This window comes from Arthrobacter sp. Edens01 (genome assembly GCF_001307035.1).
Taxonomy (GTDB): Bacteria; Actinomycetota; Actinomycetes; order Actinomycetales; family Micrococcaceae; genus Arthrobacter_B.
The window spans coordinates 1,588,642-1,604,459 of the sequence record NZ_LKIU01000005.1; the positions used below are offsets into that span (position 1 = coordinate 1,588,642).

Here is a 15,818-nt window from a genome sequence, read left to right on the forward strand (position 1 = left end):
CGTTCCGGCGAAGGGACTGCTGTGAGCGGCTCCGGCCGGGCCGCCCGGGCGGAGACGGAACGCCGGCTCGAAACGGCCCGGCGGGGTGCCGAACTGCTGGACCGCAAACAGCAGATCCTTCGCATCGCCATCAGCAACCGGGCAGAGCAGGCAGAGGAAAGCCGCCGCCGGTTCGAAGCGGCAGCGGCCCGGGCTGCGCCCTGGCTGGGCCGGTCCCTGGCATTGGACGGTCTGGGACGCATCCATGAAGCTGTTCCGGACTCCTTCGCGGAAGCGGAGATCCGCTGGGGCGGTGCCATGGGCATCGCCTATCCCGAAGGTGCCTCCGTGAAGCTGCCGGAGCAGATACCTTCCTCGGGCTCCTCCGCCCTGCTGTACGCTGCCGCAGCGCACCGCGAGGCGCTCGCCGCCGCCGTCGAGCATGCAGCGGATGCACGGGCCCTGCTGCTGGTCAGCCGGGAACTCGCAGCGACGCGGACCCGGCAGCGCGCCGTCGAACACCGCTGGATCCCCAGGCTGGAGGCAGAGCTGGACCGCATCCTGCGCAGCCTGGCCGAACAGGAACTGGAGGAGAGCCTCCGCTTGCGCTGGGCCGCCGGAGCCGTCTAGGCAGGCACGTCCTCCCATTCGAACGGCGTGATCTCCTGGTTCACCCAGTCCTGCCGGAGAATCGCGTAGGCGACTGATGCCACACGGCCGCCATCCGCCGTCGGCCATCCAAGGCGGTAGTGCGCCTCCTTCAGGAACCCGGCACGCAGGAACGTCTTTCGCATGGCGATGTTGTCCTCGCGGGTCTGGCCTTCAAACCGGACAATCTCCGGGAAGCGGTCAAAGACCAGGGCACACAGCGCTTTCAGCACCGGCACCCCGAGCCCGCGGCCGCGAAACTCTTCCGCCAGCCGCAGGTCGAACATCGGGGTGTCTTCCTCCAGGTCATCCAGGACCACCAGCCCGATGCGTTCCGGACCGTCCTGGATCCAGAACCCAATTGACTCATCACTCCAGAAACGTCCTTCATCCACGAGCTTGCGGGCGGACTCCGCCGAATGTTCCGCCCGAACATGGAAGGGAAAGCGGTTCGAGGTGAGGAACTGCACTACGGCCTGGGACTCGGAGACGGACTCCACCAGGGGCAGGAAACTAATAGCCATGTCCGGAGTCTAGGGAAAGCTGCAGCCTTCAGCCGAGCCGCTCGATGATTGTGACGTTGGCCTGGCCGCCGCCCTCGCACATGGTCTGCAGCCCGTAGCGGCCGCCGGTGCGTTCGAGTTCGTGCAGCAGCGTGGTCATGATCCGGGCACCGGTGGCGCCGATGGGATGTCCCAGGGAAATCCCGCCTCCGTTGACGTTGACCCGGTCCATGTCCGGATCCAGCTCGCGCTGCCAGGCCAGCACCACCGAGGCGAAGGCTTCGTTGATTTCGATCAGGTCCATGTCCGCCAGGGACATCCCGGTTCGCTTGAGCGCGTGCCGCGTCGCTTCGATGGGCGCGCTGAGCATCATTACCGGATCATCACCGCGTGCGGAGATGTGGTGGATCCGGGCGCGGGGCCGCAGTCCGTAGCGCCGGACGGCGTCTGAGGAAGCGATCAGCAGCACCGCAGCAGCGTCGGAAATCTGCGACGCCGTAGCCGCGGTTAGCTTTCCGCCGTCCCGCAGCGGCGCCAGGGATTCGATCTTTGCCCGGTCCGGAGTCCGCGGCCCTTCGTCGGCGTGGATACCTGCGACCGGAAGGATCTCGCGGTCAAAGCGTCCTTCAGCCTGGGCTGCGAGCGCACGCTCATGGGACCCGACTGCGAAGTCCTCCATCTCACTGCGGCTGAGCTCCCAGCGCTCGGCCATCATTTCCGCGCCGATGAACTGGGAGATCGGCTGGGTGCCGTACCGCGCTTCCCAGCCAGTGGATCCGGTGAACGGGTCAGGAAATCCCCGGTCGGCTGCCGCTGTATTGGAGTATCCAATGGGGATGGCGGACATGTTCTGCACTCCCCCGGCCACCACCAGGTCGGAGGTGCCGCTCATCACGGCCTGCGCGGCGTAGGACACGGCCTGCTGCCCTGAACCGCACTGCCGCTCCACGGTGGTTCCGGGGACCCGTTCGGAAAGGCCGGCTGCCAGCCAGGCTGTCCGGGCAATGTCCATGGCCTGCGGCCCTACCTGGTCGATCGAACCGAGGATCACCTCGTCAAACTCTTCAGAGCCGATCCCGGTGCGCCGGACAGCCTCGCCAATCACGGAAGCCGCCAGATCTGCGGGATGCACACCGCTGAGTCCGCCTGCGCGCCGCCCCACCGGAGTCCGTACAGCGTCGATAATGAATGCTTCAGCCATGACTGGCTCCCTTGCCATTGGTGAACTGTGCCCGCCATCACAGTAACCGCCGGAAGTGCCGCGGCCACACCCCGCACGGAAACCGGGTTTGCGCCGGGCGGCTAAACTGGAAAGGCTGCCATTTAGGCAGCCCCCAGATTCCCCACACCTGAAAGCAGCGGCAGTGTCCTCACAGGCCCAGACTCCCGTCCGTGCGAGCGCCAACCCGGCGATCGGCAAGGAAGCCGCACGCCGGCGCACCTTCGCCGTCATCTCCCACCCCGACGCCGGCAAGTCCACGCTGACTGAAGCGCTGGCCCTGCACGCCCGCGTGATCGGTACTGCCGGTGCCACCAACGGCAAGGACAACCGCCGCGAGACGGTGTCTGACTGGATGCAGATGGAGAAGGACCGCGGCATCTCCATCAGCTCCACCGCCCTGCAGTTTGCCTACCGGGACACCGTGATCAACCTGCTGGACACCCCGGGCCACGCCGACTTCTCCGAAGACACCTACCGGGTGCTGGCTGCCGTCGACTGTGCCGTCATGCTGGTGGATGCCGCCAAGGGCCTGGAAACCCAGACCATGAAGCTCTTCGAGGTCTGCCGTTCCCGGAACCTGCCCATCATCACAGTGATCAACAAGTGGGACCGCCCCGGCCTGGACCCGCTGGCCCTGATGGACGAGATCACCGAGCGCACTGGCCTGGCGCCCATGCCGCTGACCTGGGCCGTGGGCATTGCCGGCGACTTCCGCGGAGTTTGGGACCTGCAGAAGGATGAGTTCGTCCGGTTCACCCGGCAGAACTCCGGCGCCTCGCTGGCACTGGAGGAGCACTTCAGCCCCGAGGAAGCAGCGGCGGCAGAAGGTGATGCCTGGGAAGACTCCATCGGCGAAGCCGAACTGGTGATCGACGGACGCGAGTTTGACCGCCAGGCTTTCCTGGATGCCAAGGCCACTCCCATTCTCTTCTCCTCAGCTGCCCTGAACTACGGTGTCCGGCAGATCCTTGACGCACTGGTGGACCTGGCACCCTCTGCCGGCCCGCGGGTAGACAGTGACGGCGGCCAGCGGCCGGTGGACGCACCGTTCTCCGGCTTCGTCTTCAAGGTGCAGGCTGGAATGAACAAAGCCCACCGCGACCACGTGGCGTTCATCCGGGTCTGCTCCGGCATCTTCGAACGCGGCATGGTGGTCACCCACTCCAACACCGGCAAGACCTTCGCCACCAAGTACGCCCAGCACCTGTTCGGCCGTGAACGCGAAGTGATTGACCAGGCCTACCCGGGCGACGTCGTCGGGCTGGTCAACGCCTCGGCGCTCCGTGTGGGTGACAGCCTTTACGTGGAAGAGCCGGTCCAGTACCCGCCGATCCCGTTCTTCAGCCCCGAGCACTTCCGGGTGGCCCGCTCCCAGGACCCCAGCCGCTACAAGCAGTTCCGCCGCGGAATCGACCAGCTGGAGCACGAAGGCATCATCCAGGTGCTCCGCTCGGACCGCCGCGGAGACCAGGCACCGGTGCTTGCCGCCGTCGGCCCCATGCAGTTCGAGGTGGTCGAGGACCGGATGAACCAGGACTTCAATGCCCCGATGCGCATGGAACAGCTCTCCTATTCCCTGGCCCGGCTCACCGACGCTTCCGCCGCCGAGATCCTGAGCAACGTCCACGGCGCCGAGGTGCTGCTGCGCACGGACGGCGCGCACGTTGCGGTGTTCAACGACATCTGGGCACTTCGCCGGGTGGAAAAGAACCACCCCGAGGTCCCGCTGTCCGTGATCGGCACCGAATCGCCGAACAGCCGCGGGTACTAGGCGCCTTTCCTCGCGCGAAAAAGTTACCGGAGACTCTGTTCCTGCTTACCTGAGCCGCGTACTTTTTACCCATGCAGGTAAAAGAGCTGTCCTTCACGGGTGCTGCGCGCCGTGCCCAGATCATCGACGCCACGCTCACAGTCATTGCCGAACAGGGCTATGACCGCGCTTCCTATGCCCGCATAGCCGAGCAGGCGCAGCTCTCCAGTACCCGGCTGATCTCCTATCACTTCTCCGGCAAGGCGGATCTCATCAGTGCGTGCGCTTCGCACGTGATAGGGCGGATCGGTGCATGGACCGGTTCAGCGGTGCACGCAGAAAGAACGGCGGCCGGTGCACTCCGCGCGTACATCACGGCGACGGTGGGTTTCATAGACCGCAACCGGGCCGCCATGGCTGCCCTGACCCGCATTGTGCTGGCCGGAGCGCTGGAGTACACAACGGCGGACGATGCCCAGGCAGCCGCGCCGCTCGAGGACCTGCTGCGACGGGGCCAAAAGAGCGGGGAGCTCCGCTCCTTCGACCCCGTGGTGATGGCCCACGCCGTCCAGCGCAGCATCGACGGACTCCCGTTTGTCCTTGAGCGGGCGCCCGGGACGGACTGTGCGGCCTACGGACGCGAGCTTGCCGCATTGTTCGACCTCGCTACACGCATCGACGCAGCGAACATCCTTTCCAGCTGAAGACAACAAGGGAACCTCCATGCCGGGAGGCAGGACACGGGCAGTATGAACACAAACCAGGTTCACCAGGTTCAGGGAACGGGCGCCGGCAAAAGGCACGCCGCGGCGCGCGTGCTCCGCGCGGGCATCGAGTTCCTCGTACCCGTCGCACTGTTCTACATACTCCGGGCAGCAGGCGTCAGTGCCTACGCCGCACTGCTGGCGGGCACCGCCGTCTCGTTGGCGGGCTCAGTCGTGGACCTGCTGCGGTCACGGCGGGTTTCGCCCTTCGGGCTCTACGCCCTGACGCTGATGGTTCTCAGTACAGTGGTTTCCCTGATTCCGGGAGACGAGCGGTTTCTCCTGGCCCGCGGCGCCCTGGTCGTGGGAGTGTCCGGACTCTGGTTTTTCATCAGTGCAGCGACGCGCAGGCCGCTGGTCTACGTAATGACCCGCCCGATACTCCAGGGCCGCTTCGGCTGGCCGGGTCAATGGGACCGGCTATGGGTGCAGCTCCCGCGCTTCCGCCGGGTCTGGCGCGTCACAAGCATCCTCTGGGGTGCTGGCCTGTGTGCTGACGCAGCGCTTCGCATCTTTATGGCCTGGACCCTTCCGGCAGACGCCGTTCCGGCCCTGACGACGGTGCTGACCACGGTGACTACGGTGGGCCTGGTCGTGACGGCAAACATTTACTACCAGGCCTCCGGAGCCGCCCGGGCCTGGTCACCCTTCTATGCCGGGGCCTCCTGGGCAGCGGACGAATACCCGAAGCACCGCTTGGCCAAACGCCGCCGCCGCGAACAAGAAGCATAAGCCTTACTTACTTAAACCGGCTTCGAGGCTAAGAACACATGATTTATGGCTACGCTGGGGCCAACACTCTTCCCGGCCCGGGAGTTCGTGCAACCGGAAGGTCTCGGCTATGTCATCCACCGCTTTCTCCTCCCCTGCGGACCAGCTCGCCGCACCCGAAGATTCCGCTGCCTGGCTGCGGCTGAAGGACGCTGCAACCGCGTTCGCGCAGTTCCAGGAGCAGGACGGCTCCGTACCCGCAGAGCACAGGGAGACCGCTGCTCCGCTGGTGGAGACCGTCCGCGACGCCGTAGCCGAACTGGCACCCGCGTTCGGACATGACGCAGAGTACCTGGACCTGGTGGTCCGCGACCTGAACCGATGGCTCCAGGACGGACTGGGCGTGCCGGACTTCCTCGACTCGCTGCTGGCCTTCCAGCCGCAGCTGGACCGCACCGACGGCCTGCTGCACCTGGTGGTCTTCCCCATGTACACGCAGAACGGCTCCCGCTCCCGGCTGCTCGAAGCCGTCCTGGTGGAAGTGATCTGGCCGGAGTTCATCGCAAACCTGGAAGCCGGCGAGTATTCAAACAAGCTCTTCGTGCCCATCCGCTTCCGCGACTTCACCCCGGGATACGACACCAACTCCGCAGTCCTGTTTCCGGAAACTGTTGCAGTCCGTGAAACCCCGTCCTTCACCTGGGGCGCCATCTTCGCCGACCGTGAGGCCGCACGGTTCCGCCGCGTGCTCCGCGCCGCTGCGGAGATCACCTCCCTGGAGCTTCCCGAGGGCGCGGCTGAGCTGCTGGACAACCAGGAACTGACCGAAGAAACCTTCGTGATGTGGGACCTCATCCATGACCGCACCCACATGCGCGGTGACCTTCCCTTCGATCCGTTCATGATCAAGCAGCGCATGCCCTTCTTCCTCTACTCCCTCGAAGAACTGCGCTGCGACCTCACCGCTTTCCGCGAATCGGTCAAAATCCAGAACGACGACGACGCGGACCCCAAGGCGCGCAGCACCGCCCAGCTGGTCCAGTACGCCGTGATCTTCGACCGGATTTTCCGCTTCGCAATCACCGGCTCCCGCGTCCGGAACTACGACGGGCTGGGCGGCCAGCTGCTCTTCGCCTGGATGCACCAGCACCGGGTGCTGCACTGGACCGACGGCCGCCTGAGCATCGACTGGGACGAAGCTCCCGCCGTCGTCATCAAGCTTGGCCAGGAAATCGAGGATCTGTACTGGCGTTCCATCGACCGCCCCAAGACAGCCCACTGGCTCGCTGCGTACACTCTCATTTCAAGCACCCTGACCCCGCACCCGGCCTCCCGCTGGGCCAAGGGACCGGATGCCCTGCCGCTGGACGGCCCGCCGCGGGCACTGACTGACCAGGTGCTCGACGACGAATTCCCGCTGTCCATGTTCTACGAGGCACTGTCGAAGAAGATGGCCCCGGTCATCGAATCCACCGCCGGAATCACAGGGAGCAGCACTTCATGAGCACAGCCGGAGCAGGGGAAGCATCAGCACTGCCGGGCCTGACGGTCCTGGTAGCCGGAGCATCCTCTGCCTCCGGAACAGCTGTCTGCACGGCACTGGCCGCCGCCGGTGCCCGCGTGGTGGCCGTCGGTTCAAGTGCCGGGCGGCTGGCCGAGTCGCTGGAGAATGTTCCCGGCGTTGAACTGCGCACCTGCGACCTGAGCCGGCAGGGCGACGTCGACGCACTCGCGTCCGACCTGCAGGCCGAAGGCGGGATTGACGGTCTGATCCATCTGGTGGGCGGCTGGCGCGGGGGCGGAACCCTGACCGACCAGAGCGATGCGGACTGGGATTTCCTGCAGCAGAACATCCTGACCACACTGCGCAACGTCAGCCGCAGCTTTATTGGCCAGCTCACTGCTTCGCCGCACGGCCGGCTGGCGATCGTCTCTTCCACCGCCGTTGAAACCCCCACGTCCGGCAACGCCGGATACGCCGCCGCCAAGGCCGCCGCTGAAGCATGGGTCCAGGCCATAGCCTCCGATCTCAGCGGCACCGGCGCCGCGGCCGTGATCTTCGTGGTGAAGGCCCTCGTGGATGACGCGATGCGGGCTGCAGCTCCGGAACGCAGGTTCCCCGGCTACACCGACGTTTCCGAACTCGCAGCGGCAGCGGTCAGGCTGTTCACCACTGACGCCGCGCAGATCAACGGAAAACGGATCAATCTGGTGCCCCGCACCTGAGCCGTTTTTCCCCTAGTCCCATCTTGAGGAATACTGACACCCGTGACTGAAACTACCTCCCTGCATGACCCCGCCCTGCGCGCCTTCGCTTCGGACAACTACTCCGGCGTCCACCCCGAAATCCTGGATGCGCTGACAGCAGCGAACCTCGGCCACCAGGTGGCCTACGGCGAAGATGTCTACACCGCCAAGCTCCGCGACGTCTTCACCGAACACTTCGGAAACCGGATGAGGGCCTTCCCGGTCTTCAACGGCACCGGGGCGAACGTCATCAGCCTCCAGTCCCTGCTTCCCCGCTGGGGAGCTGTCATCTGTGCCTCAACTGCCCACATCAACGTGGACGAAAACGGTGCCCCCGAACGTGTGGGCGGAATGAAGCTGCTCACCGTACCGACTCCGGACGGCAAGCTCACGCCCGAACTCATTGACCGTGAAGCCTGGGGCTGGGGCGACGAACACCGCGCCCAGCCGCTGGCCGTGTCGATCACACAGTCCACTGAACTCGGCACCCTGTACACGGTGGAGGAAATCCAGGCCATCTCGGAGCACATCCACGCCCGAGGCATGAAGCTGCACATGGACGGTGCCCGGCTGGGCAACGCGGCGGCTGCCCTTGGCGTGCCGCTGCGGGCCATCACCACCGACGCCGGCGTGGACATCCTCTCCCTGGGCGGCACCAAGAACGGCATGATGTACGGGGAATGCATCGTGGCCCTGGATCCCGACGCCGCCCCCGGCCTGGACTACCTGCGCAAGATGAACATGCAGCTGGCATCCAAGATGCGGTTCGTTTCTGCCCAGTTCATCGCGCTTTACGGCACGGACCTCTGGGAGCGCTCGGCCTCCACGGCCAACGCCATGGCCTCCCGGCTGCGTGCCGCAGTGGAGAAAATCGACGGCGTTTCCCTCACCCAGCCCACCCAGTCCAATGCAGTCTTCGCGACCCTGCCTGCCGGCGTCGCGGACAAGCTGCGGGACAAGTTCCGGTTCTACGACTGGGACCAGGCCACCGGTGAGGTGCGCTGGATGTGCACCTTTGACACCTCCGAAGCGGACGTCGATGCTTTCGCAGCGGCCATCGCCTCAGAGGTTGCGGCTGTCCGCTGACCCTGCTGCCCTGTCGGCAGAAACACACCCGCGCGTAAGCTGTAGCTCATAACGAATAGGACACACCGGCGAGCCTGCACACCCAGTGTGCAGGCTCCGCCGTAACCTTCGAGGGTGAGTGCGATTGGTGACCTGTCACAGGTGCCCCCCGAATTCCTAACAGCCCTGGGGGCTCTGCGCCGCGCGAAGTGCCGGCCGGAACTGCGGCTGGAGGAGATACCTGCCCCTACCCGGTTGGCGCCATTTGCTGTTTCCCTTGCCGCCGACGTCACGGCCTCGGGCCCCCAGCCCGTCAATGGAACCTTCCACGGACCGGTGGGTCCGGTACTTCCGGAAAGCCGGGAACTGGCCACCGGCCGTTTTATCCTTCTGCATGACCCGGACGGCAGCGACGTCTGGAACGGCACCTTCCGGATCGTTACTTATATCCGCGCCGAACTCGAACCGGACATGGGCAACGACCAGATGCTGGGCTCCGTCGCGTGGACCTGGCTGGTTGATGCCCTGCAGGAACACGGTGCCCGTTATTGTGCAGCGGGCGGAACCGCCACCAGGATCCTCTCCGAGAGCTACGGAACGCTGGCCGGGCGGAGCGACGCCATCGACATTGAGCTGCGGGCTTCCTGGACGCCGGCGGACGCCGATGTCCAGGCGCACCTGGAAGCGTGGTCTGACATGGTGTGCACTTTCGCCGGGCTTCCGCCGCTGCCGGACGGCGTTTCCCCGCTGCCGCGCCGGCGCCTGAACTAGCCCCAACCCGCCAGGAAAACGGGAATACCCGCAGCACTCGATAGACTGAAGTTCTTATGACCGCGCAAACTTCCGGCAAATCCGCTTCAGAGCTGTCCGCAGACGAACCAGACGCCGCTCCTCTCCCCGTCCTTGATGCTCCGCGTGAGGGCGTTCCGCTTGTGATCGACTCGGTGAGCGGCCTGGGACGCGCCGCCCGGGCGCTGGCGGCCGGCACCGGTCCCGCAGGCATTGACGCTGAGCGCGCCTCGGGTTTCCGTTACGGCCAGCGCGCCTTCCTTGTGCAGATCCGCCGCGAAGGCGCAGGCACCTGGCTGATCGACCCCGAACCGCTGCGTGACCTCAGCATCATCAATGAGGCGCTGCAGGGCGTGGAGTGGATCCTGCACGCCTCCACCCAGGACCTGCCGTGCCTTTCCGAACTGGGCATGTGGCCGGACAAACTCTTCGACACGGAGCTGGCCGCACGGCTGGCGGGCCTTCCGCGCGTGGGCCTGGCCGCCGTTATTGAGAACCTGCTCGGCTTCAGCCTGGCCAAGGAACACTCAGCAGCGGACTGGTCAACCCGGCCCCTGCCCGAACCCTGGCTCCGCTATGCGGCGCTGGACGTTGAGGTGCTGGCCGAACTCCGCGTGGAACTGATCAAGCTGCTCGAGGCTGACGGCAAGCTTGCCTACGCCGAGGAAGAGTTTGAGGCGATCCGCACCGCTGATCCGGCCCCGCCGCGCACCGACCCGTGGCGGCGTACCTCCGGCATGCACCAGCTCCGCGACCGGCGTCAGCTCGCTGCCGTCCGGGAACTCTGGCAGGAACGCGAACAGCTTGCCGAACGCCGGGACACCGCGCCGGGCAGGCTGATCCCGGACGCTGCCATTGTTGCCGCTGCCAGGGCCATGCCGTCCACCGTTCCGCAGCTGCTTTCCACCCCCGGGTTCCACGGCCGTGCCGCCCATAAGGAAGCTCCCCGCTGGCTGCGCTGCATCGCTGCCGCCCGCGAGACGCAGGACCTGCCTCCCCTGCACATTCCCACCAACTCCCCGCCGCCGCCGCGGGTCTGGGCGCGCAACGATCCTGCGGCAGCAGCGCGGCTGCACACTGCCAAGCCCCGGCTGGCCGCACTGGCGGAGCGGCTGAACATGCCGGTTGAGAACCTGCTGACCCCGGACCATCTCCGCAGGGTGGCCTGGCGGCCCCCGGCTGTTATCGACCTGGATACGATCACGGCTGCACTGCGCGGGCTTGGTGCACGCGAGTGGCAGATCCAGCAGACCGCCGCGGTGCTTACCGTCGCGTTCCTGGATCCTGATCCCCTGCCGGAAAAGGAAACCGAAAAGGACTAGCCAGCTACTGCACCCGGTCGAGTTTGTCCGGGTTCCGCATGGCATAGACCCCTGTGATCAGCCCGTTCTCACGGGCGATCTGGAAAACGGTAGTAACCGTTCCGTTCTCCCGGAACGCGACGGCGGGCAGCCCGTTCAGCTCGACGAACTCCGGCGCTGCTGCCTGCCCGAACTTGGCGCCCAGCCCAAGCAGCAGGGCTGCCACCCGTTCCGGCCCGTACACCGCCCGGCGGGCAGCACTGACCTTCCCTCCGCCGTCGGAATGCAGCACCACGTCAGGAGCCAGCACGTCCAGCAGTGCCTGGGTCTGCCCGGTCAGCGCCGCTTCCAGGAAACGCTCGACGGCGGCACGGTGCTCATCCTTGTCCGGCAGGCTGCGCGGCTGTGGTGTGCGCACCCGGTCCCTGGCGCGGTGGAGCAGCTGCCGGACAGCGGGCTCGGAGGACTCCAGGGCCGCTGCGACCTCCGAATACGCGAATCCGAAAACGTCCCGCAGCACCAGGGCCACGCGTTCAGGTCCGCTGAGCTGCTGCAGCAGCACCAGCATGGCAGTGGATACTTCCGCCTCGGTCAGTGCTGCCGCCTCGGGGTTCAGCCTCCCGCCGGCGTCCGGTCCGGTTGGCAGCGGCTCGGGCAGCCATTCACCCTGATAGTCCTCGCGCCGCCGTGACGCGGCGCGGACTGCATTGAGGGCCTGCCTGGACGCTGCCCGCGCCAGGTATGCCCGCGGATGCGCCGGAGCCTGGGCAACGGCGGCATACCGCAGGTACGTTTCCTGAACCACGTCCTCGGCGTCGGCTACCGAACCGGTGACGTTGTACGCGATGGTGAACACCATCCGGCGGTGCGCGAGGAACTCCTTCCCGCGGTCTGCCCTCAGGCTTCCGCCAGTGCCGGTGCTGGGGTCATCCGGGGTCCGGCCGGCCATGTGTACGCTCCGCTTCTCTTGGCTTCGCCGCGGATCCACTTCAGAGTCATGCGGCACAGTACTTCTTTTAGCATTGCGGCGGCCCTCCCGTGCAGGTGGATTCTGCGTGGGGTGTAGCCGGCGTGCAGGAATTGCAAAGCGCCGTCCTGCCGTCCGAGTGAGACACACTGCCCCTGGAAGCCGCTGTTGTGAGGCGGGAGCGGTTCCCCTGCCAGCGTGCGCAGGATGTTCGACGCCGCTTCGGCGCCCATCGGCATGGCGGTGGCACAGGTCTGCGGCAGGTATGAGTAACCGGGGTCGGTAATGACCGCGGCGTCGCCGGCGCCGAAGATCCGTTCCCGGCCCACCGCCCGCAGGCGTGAATCAACCGCCAGCCGGCCTGCGGCGTCAACCGCTAGTCCGCTTCGTGCTGCCAGGTCCGGGACCCCAAAACCGGTGCACCACAGCACTGCTGCTGCTTCGGGCAGGCGGTCCGCCTCCACCATCTCCTGCCGCACGGAAATTCCGGCGCGCTCCAGGCTGCGGAGCACACCATGCCTGGTACTGTCCGAAAAGTGTTGGATCACCGGCCCGGCGGCGTAGATCGTCACGGGGTTATGCGGATAGGCGTGCGCCGTTTCCGCAGCAACTTCGACGGCGGTCAGTCCGCCTCCCACCACCGCTACCGGGTCCCCGGGCTTTAAGCTTCGCAGTTTGTCCCGCGCTGGACCGGCACCGGAGAGACAGCTCGGTGCTTCCGCTCCGGCGGGCACGGAGCTGTTTCCGCTTCCCACGGCGTAGACCAGCCAGTCGTAGTCCAGCACCGCCTCATTGGAAAGCGCGACGCGGCGCGAAGCTGCGTCGATGTCCTCCGCAACGCCGTACACCATCTCAATGTCCGGATGCAGCAGGCTGCTGAAGGGAACTGTCGGGTCAGCCCTGGTGCCGGCGGTGAACTCATGGAGCCGGATACGCTCCGTAAAGCGCCGTTCGGGACTGACCAGACGCACCCGCACGCCCTGTCCTGCCAGCCTGTTCGCTGCCATGACGCCGGCGTAGCCGGCGCCAAGAATTACTGCTGTCGTGTCCACGGATCTTCCTCCTGCTCTTGGGTGCCGCACCGTATTTGCGGTTGCACATAAGACACCGCCGGCAGCCGTTTTGTGACAGCAGGCACACGCGGTTTTCAGGATCAGCGCTCTGGCTAGGGCTTATCAGGATTTTCCTAGGAAATAACCGTAAGCTCTTGGCTACTATGGACGACCCTTCTCATAAACCCATGCCCTCCCCTGACCCAGATGAAGTTCTGGATGATTTGGTTCGAGGAGGGCACCCCAATTGAACGACTGGTATGAATGGCTGATGATCGGCGTCGGCCTTGTGCTGACGGTCGGTACCGGCCTGTTCGTTGCTTCTGAATTCGCCCTGGTCAACCTCGACCGCAGTGACCTCGAGGCCCGCCAGGCCGCCGGGGAGAAGCGTCTTGGTCCCACGATCAAGGCCCTGAAGATCACTTCCACCCATCTCTCAGGTGCCCAGCTGGGCATCACCCTGACCACCCTGCTTTCCGGTTACACCTTTGAACCGGCCATCAGCTCCCTGCTGCGCGGCCCGCTCACGTCGGCGGGAGTGCCCGAAGCTGTCGTCGGCGGCACCGGAGCGGTCATCGCCATCGCGGTGGCAACCCTCCTCTCGATGATCATCGGTGAACTTGTCCCGAAGAACTTCGCCTTGGCCCTCCCGAAGGCCACCGCAAAGGTCGTTGTGCCTTTCCAGGCCCTGTTCACCACCGTTTTCAAGCCCGTCATCCTGCTGTGCAACAACACCGCCAACAAGGTGATCCGCTCCTTCGGCATCGAACCGAAGGAAGAACTCTCCGGCGCCCGCAGTGCCGAGGAACTAAGCTTCCTGGTCCGCCGGTCCGCCCTGGAAGGCGTGCTGGACCAGGACCATGCCGAGCTGCTGCACCGAACCCTGCGGTTCTCCGACCACACGGCCGAAGACGTCATGACCCCGCGCGTGCGGATGGTCGGCGTCCAGGCCACGGACACTGCTGAGGACATCATCACCATTGCCGTCTCCACCGGCTACTCCCGCTTCCCTGTCCTCGGCAGGGACTCCGATGACATCCTTGGTGTGCTGCACGTGAAGCAGGCGTTCGCCCTGCCGCTGGACCAGCGTGCCACCACAACCGCGGCAGACGTCATGGTCCCGCCGCTGCGGGTCCCCGAATCCATGGGCGTTGACTCCCTGCTGGCCATCCTGCGTTCCCAGGGGCTGCAGATCGCTGTGGTGACCGACGAACACGGCGGAACTGCCGGCGTCGTCACCCTCGAAGACCTGGTAGAGGAAATCGTCGGCGAGCTGGAAGATGAACATGACCGCGCGCGCGTCGGCGTCGTCCGCACCGGACGCGCGGTCACCTTCGACGCTTCCCTGCGCCCGGATGAACTGCTTGACCGTGCCGGCATTACCGTGCCGGAAGGCGAGGACTATGAAACCCTCGCCGGCTTCGTCACGCACTGCCTGGACCGAATGCCTGAACTCGGCGACGAAGTGGAGGTTGACGACGGCGTCCTGCGCGTCGAGCGCGTGGTGGGCACGCATGTCGAGCGCCTGCGCTTCACCCCCAACCCCGGTTCGGAATCACCGCGCAGCGCGCACGACCGCCTGGTCGACACCCTGACGAAGGAAGCCATCCATGAGTGAGTACCTGCCCGGCATTATCTGGCTGTTTGTGCTGCTTGCCGTCAACGCCTTCTTTGTGGGTGCCGAATTCGCCGTCATCTCTGCCCGCCGGTCCCAGATTGAGCCCAAGGCCGCCCAGGGCAGCAAGGCCGCCAAGACCACGCTGTGGGCCATGGAACATGCCACTTTGATGCTGGCAACCAGCCAGCTGGGCATCACCGTATGTTCGCTGCTGATCCTGAACGTCTCCGAACCGGCCATCCACCACCTGCTGGAAATCCCCCTGGCCGGCACTCCACTGTCTCCGGAGGCAATCAGCATCACCGCCTTCGTCGTGGCGCTGCTGCTGGTGACCTTCCTGCACGTGGTGGTAGGCGAGATGATCCCGAAGAACATCTCCTTCTCGGTGCCGACCCGTGCGGCGCTGCTGCTGGCTCCCCCGCTGGTGCTCGTGGCAAGGATCTTCAAGCCCGTGATCTGGAGCCTGAACTCCATCGCGAACGGCGTGCTGCGCCTGTTCAAGGTGGAACCCAAGGACGAAGCCACCAGCGCCTACACCCTGGATGAAGTGGCGACGATTGTGGAGCAGTCAACCCGCGAAGGCGTCCTGGACGATACAACCGGTGCCCTGACCAATGCCTTCCAGTTCACGTCCAAGACCGTTGCCGATGTTGAAGTTCCCCTGGCCGAGATGGTGCTTGTGCCTGCTGAGCCCACCCCCGCGGATATTCAGGCGGCGGTAGGCAGCCACGGCTTCTCCCGGTACATTCTGGCCGATGCGGACGGCGGGCTGACCGGCTACCTTCACCTGAAGGACGTCATGGACCTGAATACTGCGGAGAAGTTCAATGCTCCGGTTCCGGCCAAGCGGATCCGCCGCCTCGCCTCCGCGTTCCGCGGCAGCGAGCTTGAGGACGCCCTGGATACCATGCGGCGGACCGGAGCGCACGTTGCCCGCGTGTTTGACTCCGAGGGCAACACCACCGGTGTGCTCTTCCTGGAGGACATCATCGAGGAATTGGTCGGCGAAGTTCAGGACGCCACCAGCGTCTAGCTCCTCCGTCCGGTCACAAGACCCGGAATCCGCGACTCGCGGGTTCCGGGTCTTGCCGTATCTGCCGGAATTTGCTGGGCTGGAGGCGGCGTGCGCCACGCGGCGGCAACCCTTGCAGCCTAAGTTACTCGCTAGTAACATTGAGCGTGAGCTAATCCACATCTCAAAG

Annotated in this window: 15 protein-coding genes; 11 read left to right on the plus strand and 4 right to left on the minus strand. The window is 65.7% G+C overall.

The genetic code is table 11. From position 1 onward, the window contains the following. Nucleotides 1-21 precede the first annotated feature (21 nt). A complete protein-coding gene (locus tag AO716_RS13595; RefSeq protein WP_055241577.1) occupies nt 22-609 on the plus strand; it encodes a V-type ATP synthase subunit D in 588 nt (195 codons plus the stop codon). Here the strand turns inward: AO716_RS13595 and AO716_RS13600 are convergent. Both AO716_RS13600 and AO716_RS13605 read right to left on the minus strand, forming a co-directional pair. Then, nucleotides 606-1,151, minus strand: a complete 546-nt coding sequence (locus AO716_RS13600; protein ID WP_055241579.1) for a GNAT family N-acetyltransferase — start codon at nt 1,149-1,151, stop codon at nt 606-608. The genes AO716_RS13595 and AO716_RS13600 overlap by 4 nt on opposite strands. Nucleotides 1,152-1,179: 28 nt before the next feature. Next, nucleotides 1,180-2,331, minus strand: coding sequence for an acetyl-CoA C-acetyltransferase (locus AO716_RS13605; RefSeq protein WP_055241580.1), 1,152 nt, complete (start codon nt 2,329-2,331; stop codon nt 1,180-1,182). A 163-nt stretch (nt 2,332-2,494) separates the two neighbouring features. Here AO716_RS13605 and AO716_RS13610 point away from each other — a divergent pair, with 163 nt between their 5' ends. The 8 genes from AO716_RS13610 to AO716_RS13645 all read left to right on the plus strand — a co-directional run bounded on the left by AO716_RS13610 (nt 2,495) and on the right by AO716_RS13645 (nt 11,000). After that, entirely contained in the window at nt 2,495-4,123 is a 1,629-nt protein-coding gene (locus AO716_RS13610; RefSeq protein WP_055241582.1) for a peptide chain release factor 3, read from the plus strand. 71 nt (nt 4,124-4,194) lie between these two features. Beyond that, nucleotides 4,195-4,806 carry a TetR/AcrR family transcriptional regulator gene (locus tag AO716_RS13615; RefSeq protein ID WP_055241583.1) on the plus strand — a complete coding sequence of 204 codons (612 nt, stop codon included), beginning with the start codon at nt 4,195-4,197 and terminating at the stop codon, nt 4,804-4,806. Nucleotides 4,807-4,851: 45 nt separating this feature from the next. After that, nucleotides 4,852-5,598 (plus strand): VC0807 family protein, encoded by a 747-nt coding sequence (locus AO716_RS13620; protein WP_055241585.1) that lies wholly within the window; start codon nt 4,852-4,854, stop codon nt 5,596-5,598. A 109-nt stretch (nt 5,599-5,707) separates the two neighbouring features. Further along, entirely contained in the window at nt 5,708-7,081 is a 1,374-nt protein-coding gene (locus AO716_RS13625; protein ID WP_055241587.1) for a DUF6421 family protein, read from the plus strand. Continuing rightward, complete coding sequence (locus AO716_RS13630) at nt 7,078-7,803, plus strand: SDR family NAD(P)-dependent oxidoreductase (RefSeq protein ID WP_055241590.1); 726 nt, start codon at nt 7,078-7,080, stop codon at nt 7,801-7,803. The genes AO716_RS13625 and AO716_RS13630 overlap by 4 nt, the downstream gene beginning before the upstream one ends. A gap of 42 nt (nt 7,804-7,845) precedes the next feature. Further along, nucleotides 7,846-8,910, plus strand: coding sequence for a threonine aldolase family protein (locus tag AO716_RS13635; RefSeq protein ID WP_235472086.1), 1,065 nt, complete (start codon nt 7,846-7,848; stop codon nt 8,908-8,910). Nucleotides 8,911-9,033: 123 nt separating this feature from the next. Further along, entirely contained in the window at nt 9,034-9,660 is a 627-nt protein-coding gene (locus AO716_RS13640; protein WP_055242274.1) for a DUF3000 domain-containing protein, read from the plus strand. A 56-nt stretch (nt 9,661-9,716) separates the two neighbouring features. Further along, nucleotides 9,717-11,000 carry an HRDC domain-containing protein gene (locus AO716_RS13645; RefSeq protein WP_055241594.1) on the plus strand — a complete coding sequence of 428 codons (1,284 nt, stop codon included), beginning with the start codon at nt 9,717-9,719 and terminating at the stop codon, nt 10,998-11,000. Nucleotides 11,001-11,004: 4 nt separating this feature from the next. Here the strand turns inward: AO716_RS13645 and sigJ are convergent, their stop codons facing one another. Both sigJ and AO716_RS13655 read right to left on the minus strand, forming a co-directional pair. Then, complete coding sequence (gene sigJ, locus AO716_RS13650) at nt 11,005-11,928, minus strand: RNA polymerase sigma factor SigJ (RefSeq protein WP_082413564.1); 924 nt, start codon at nt 11,926-11,928, stop codon at nt 11,005-11,007. Next, nucleotides 11,877-12,998, minus strand: coding sequence for an NAD(P)/FAD-dependent oxidoreductase (locus AO716_RS13655; RefSeq protein ID WP_055241596.1), 1,122 nt, complete (start codon nt 12,996-12,998; stop codon nt 11,877-11,879). The genes sigJ and AO716_RS13655 overlap by 52 nt, the downstream gene beginning before the upstream one ends. Nucleotides 12,999-13,269: 271 nt before the next feature. Between AO716_RS13655 and AO716_RS13660 the strand changes: the two genes are divergently transcribed. Next, complete coding sequence (locus AO716_RS13660) at nt 13,270-14,616, plus strand: hemolysin family protein (RefSeq protein ID WP_055242276.1); 1,347 nt, start codon at nt 13,270-13,272, stop codon at nt 14,614-14,616. Then, nucleotides 14,609-15,649 (plus strand): hemolysin family protein, encoded by a 1,041-nt coding sequence (locus AO716_RS13665; protein WP_055241598.1) that lies wholly within the window; start codon nt 14,609-14,611, stop codon nt 15,647-15,649. The genes AO716_RS13660 and AO716_RS13665 overlap by 8 nt, the downstream gene beginning before the upstream one ends. Nucleotides 15,650-15,818 lie beyond the last annotated feature (169 nt).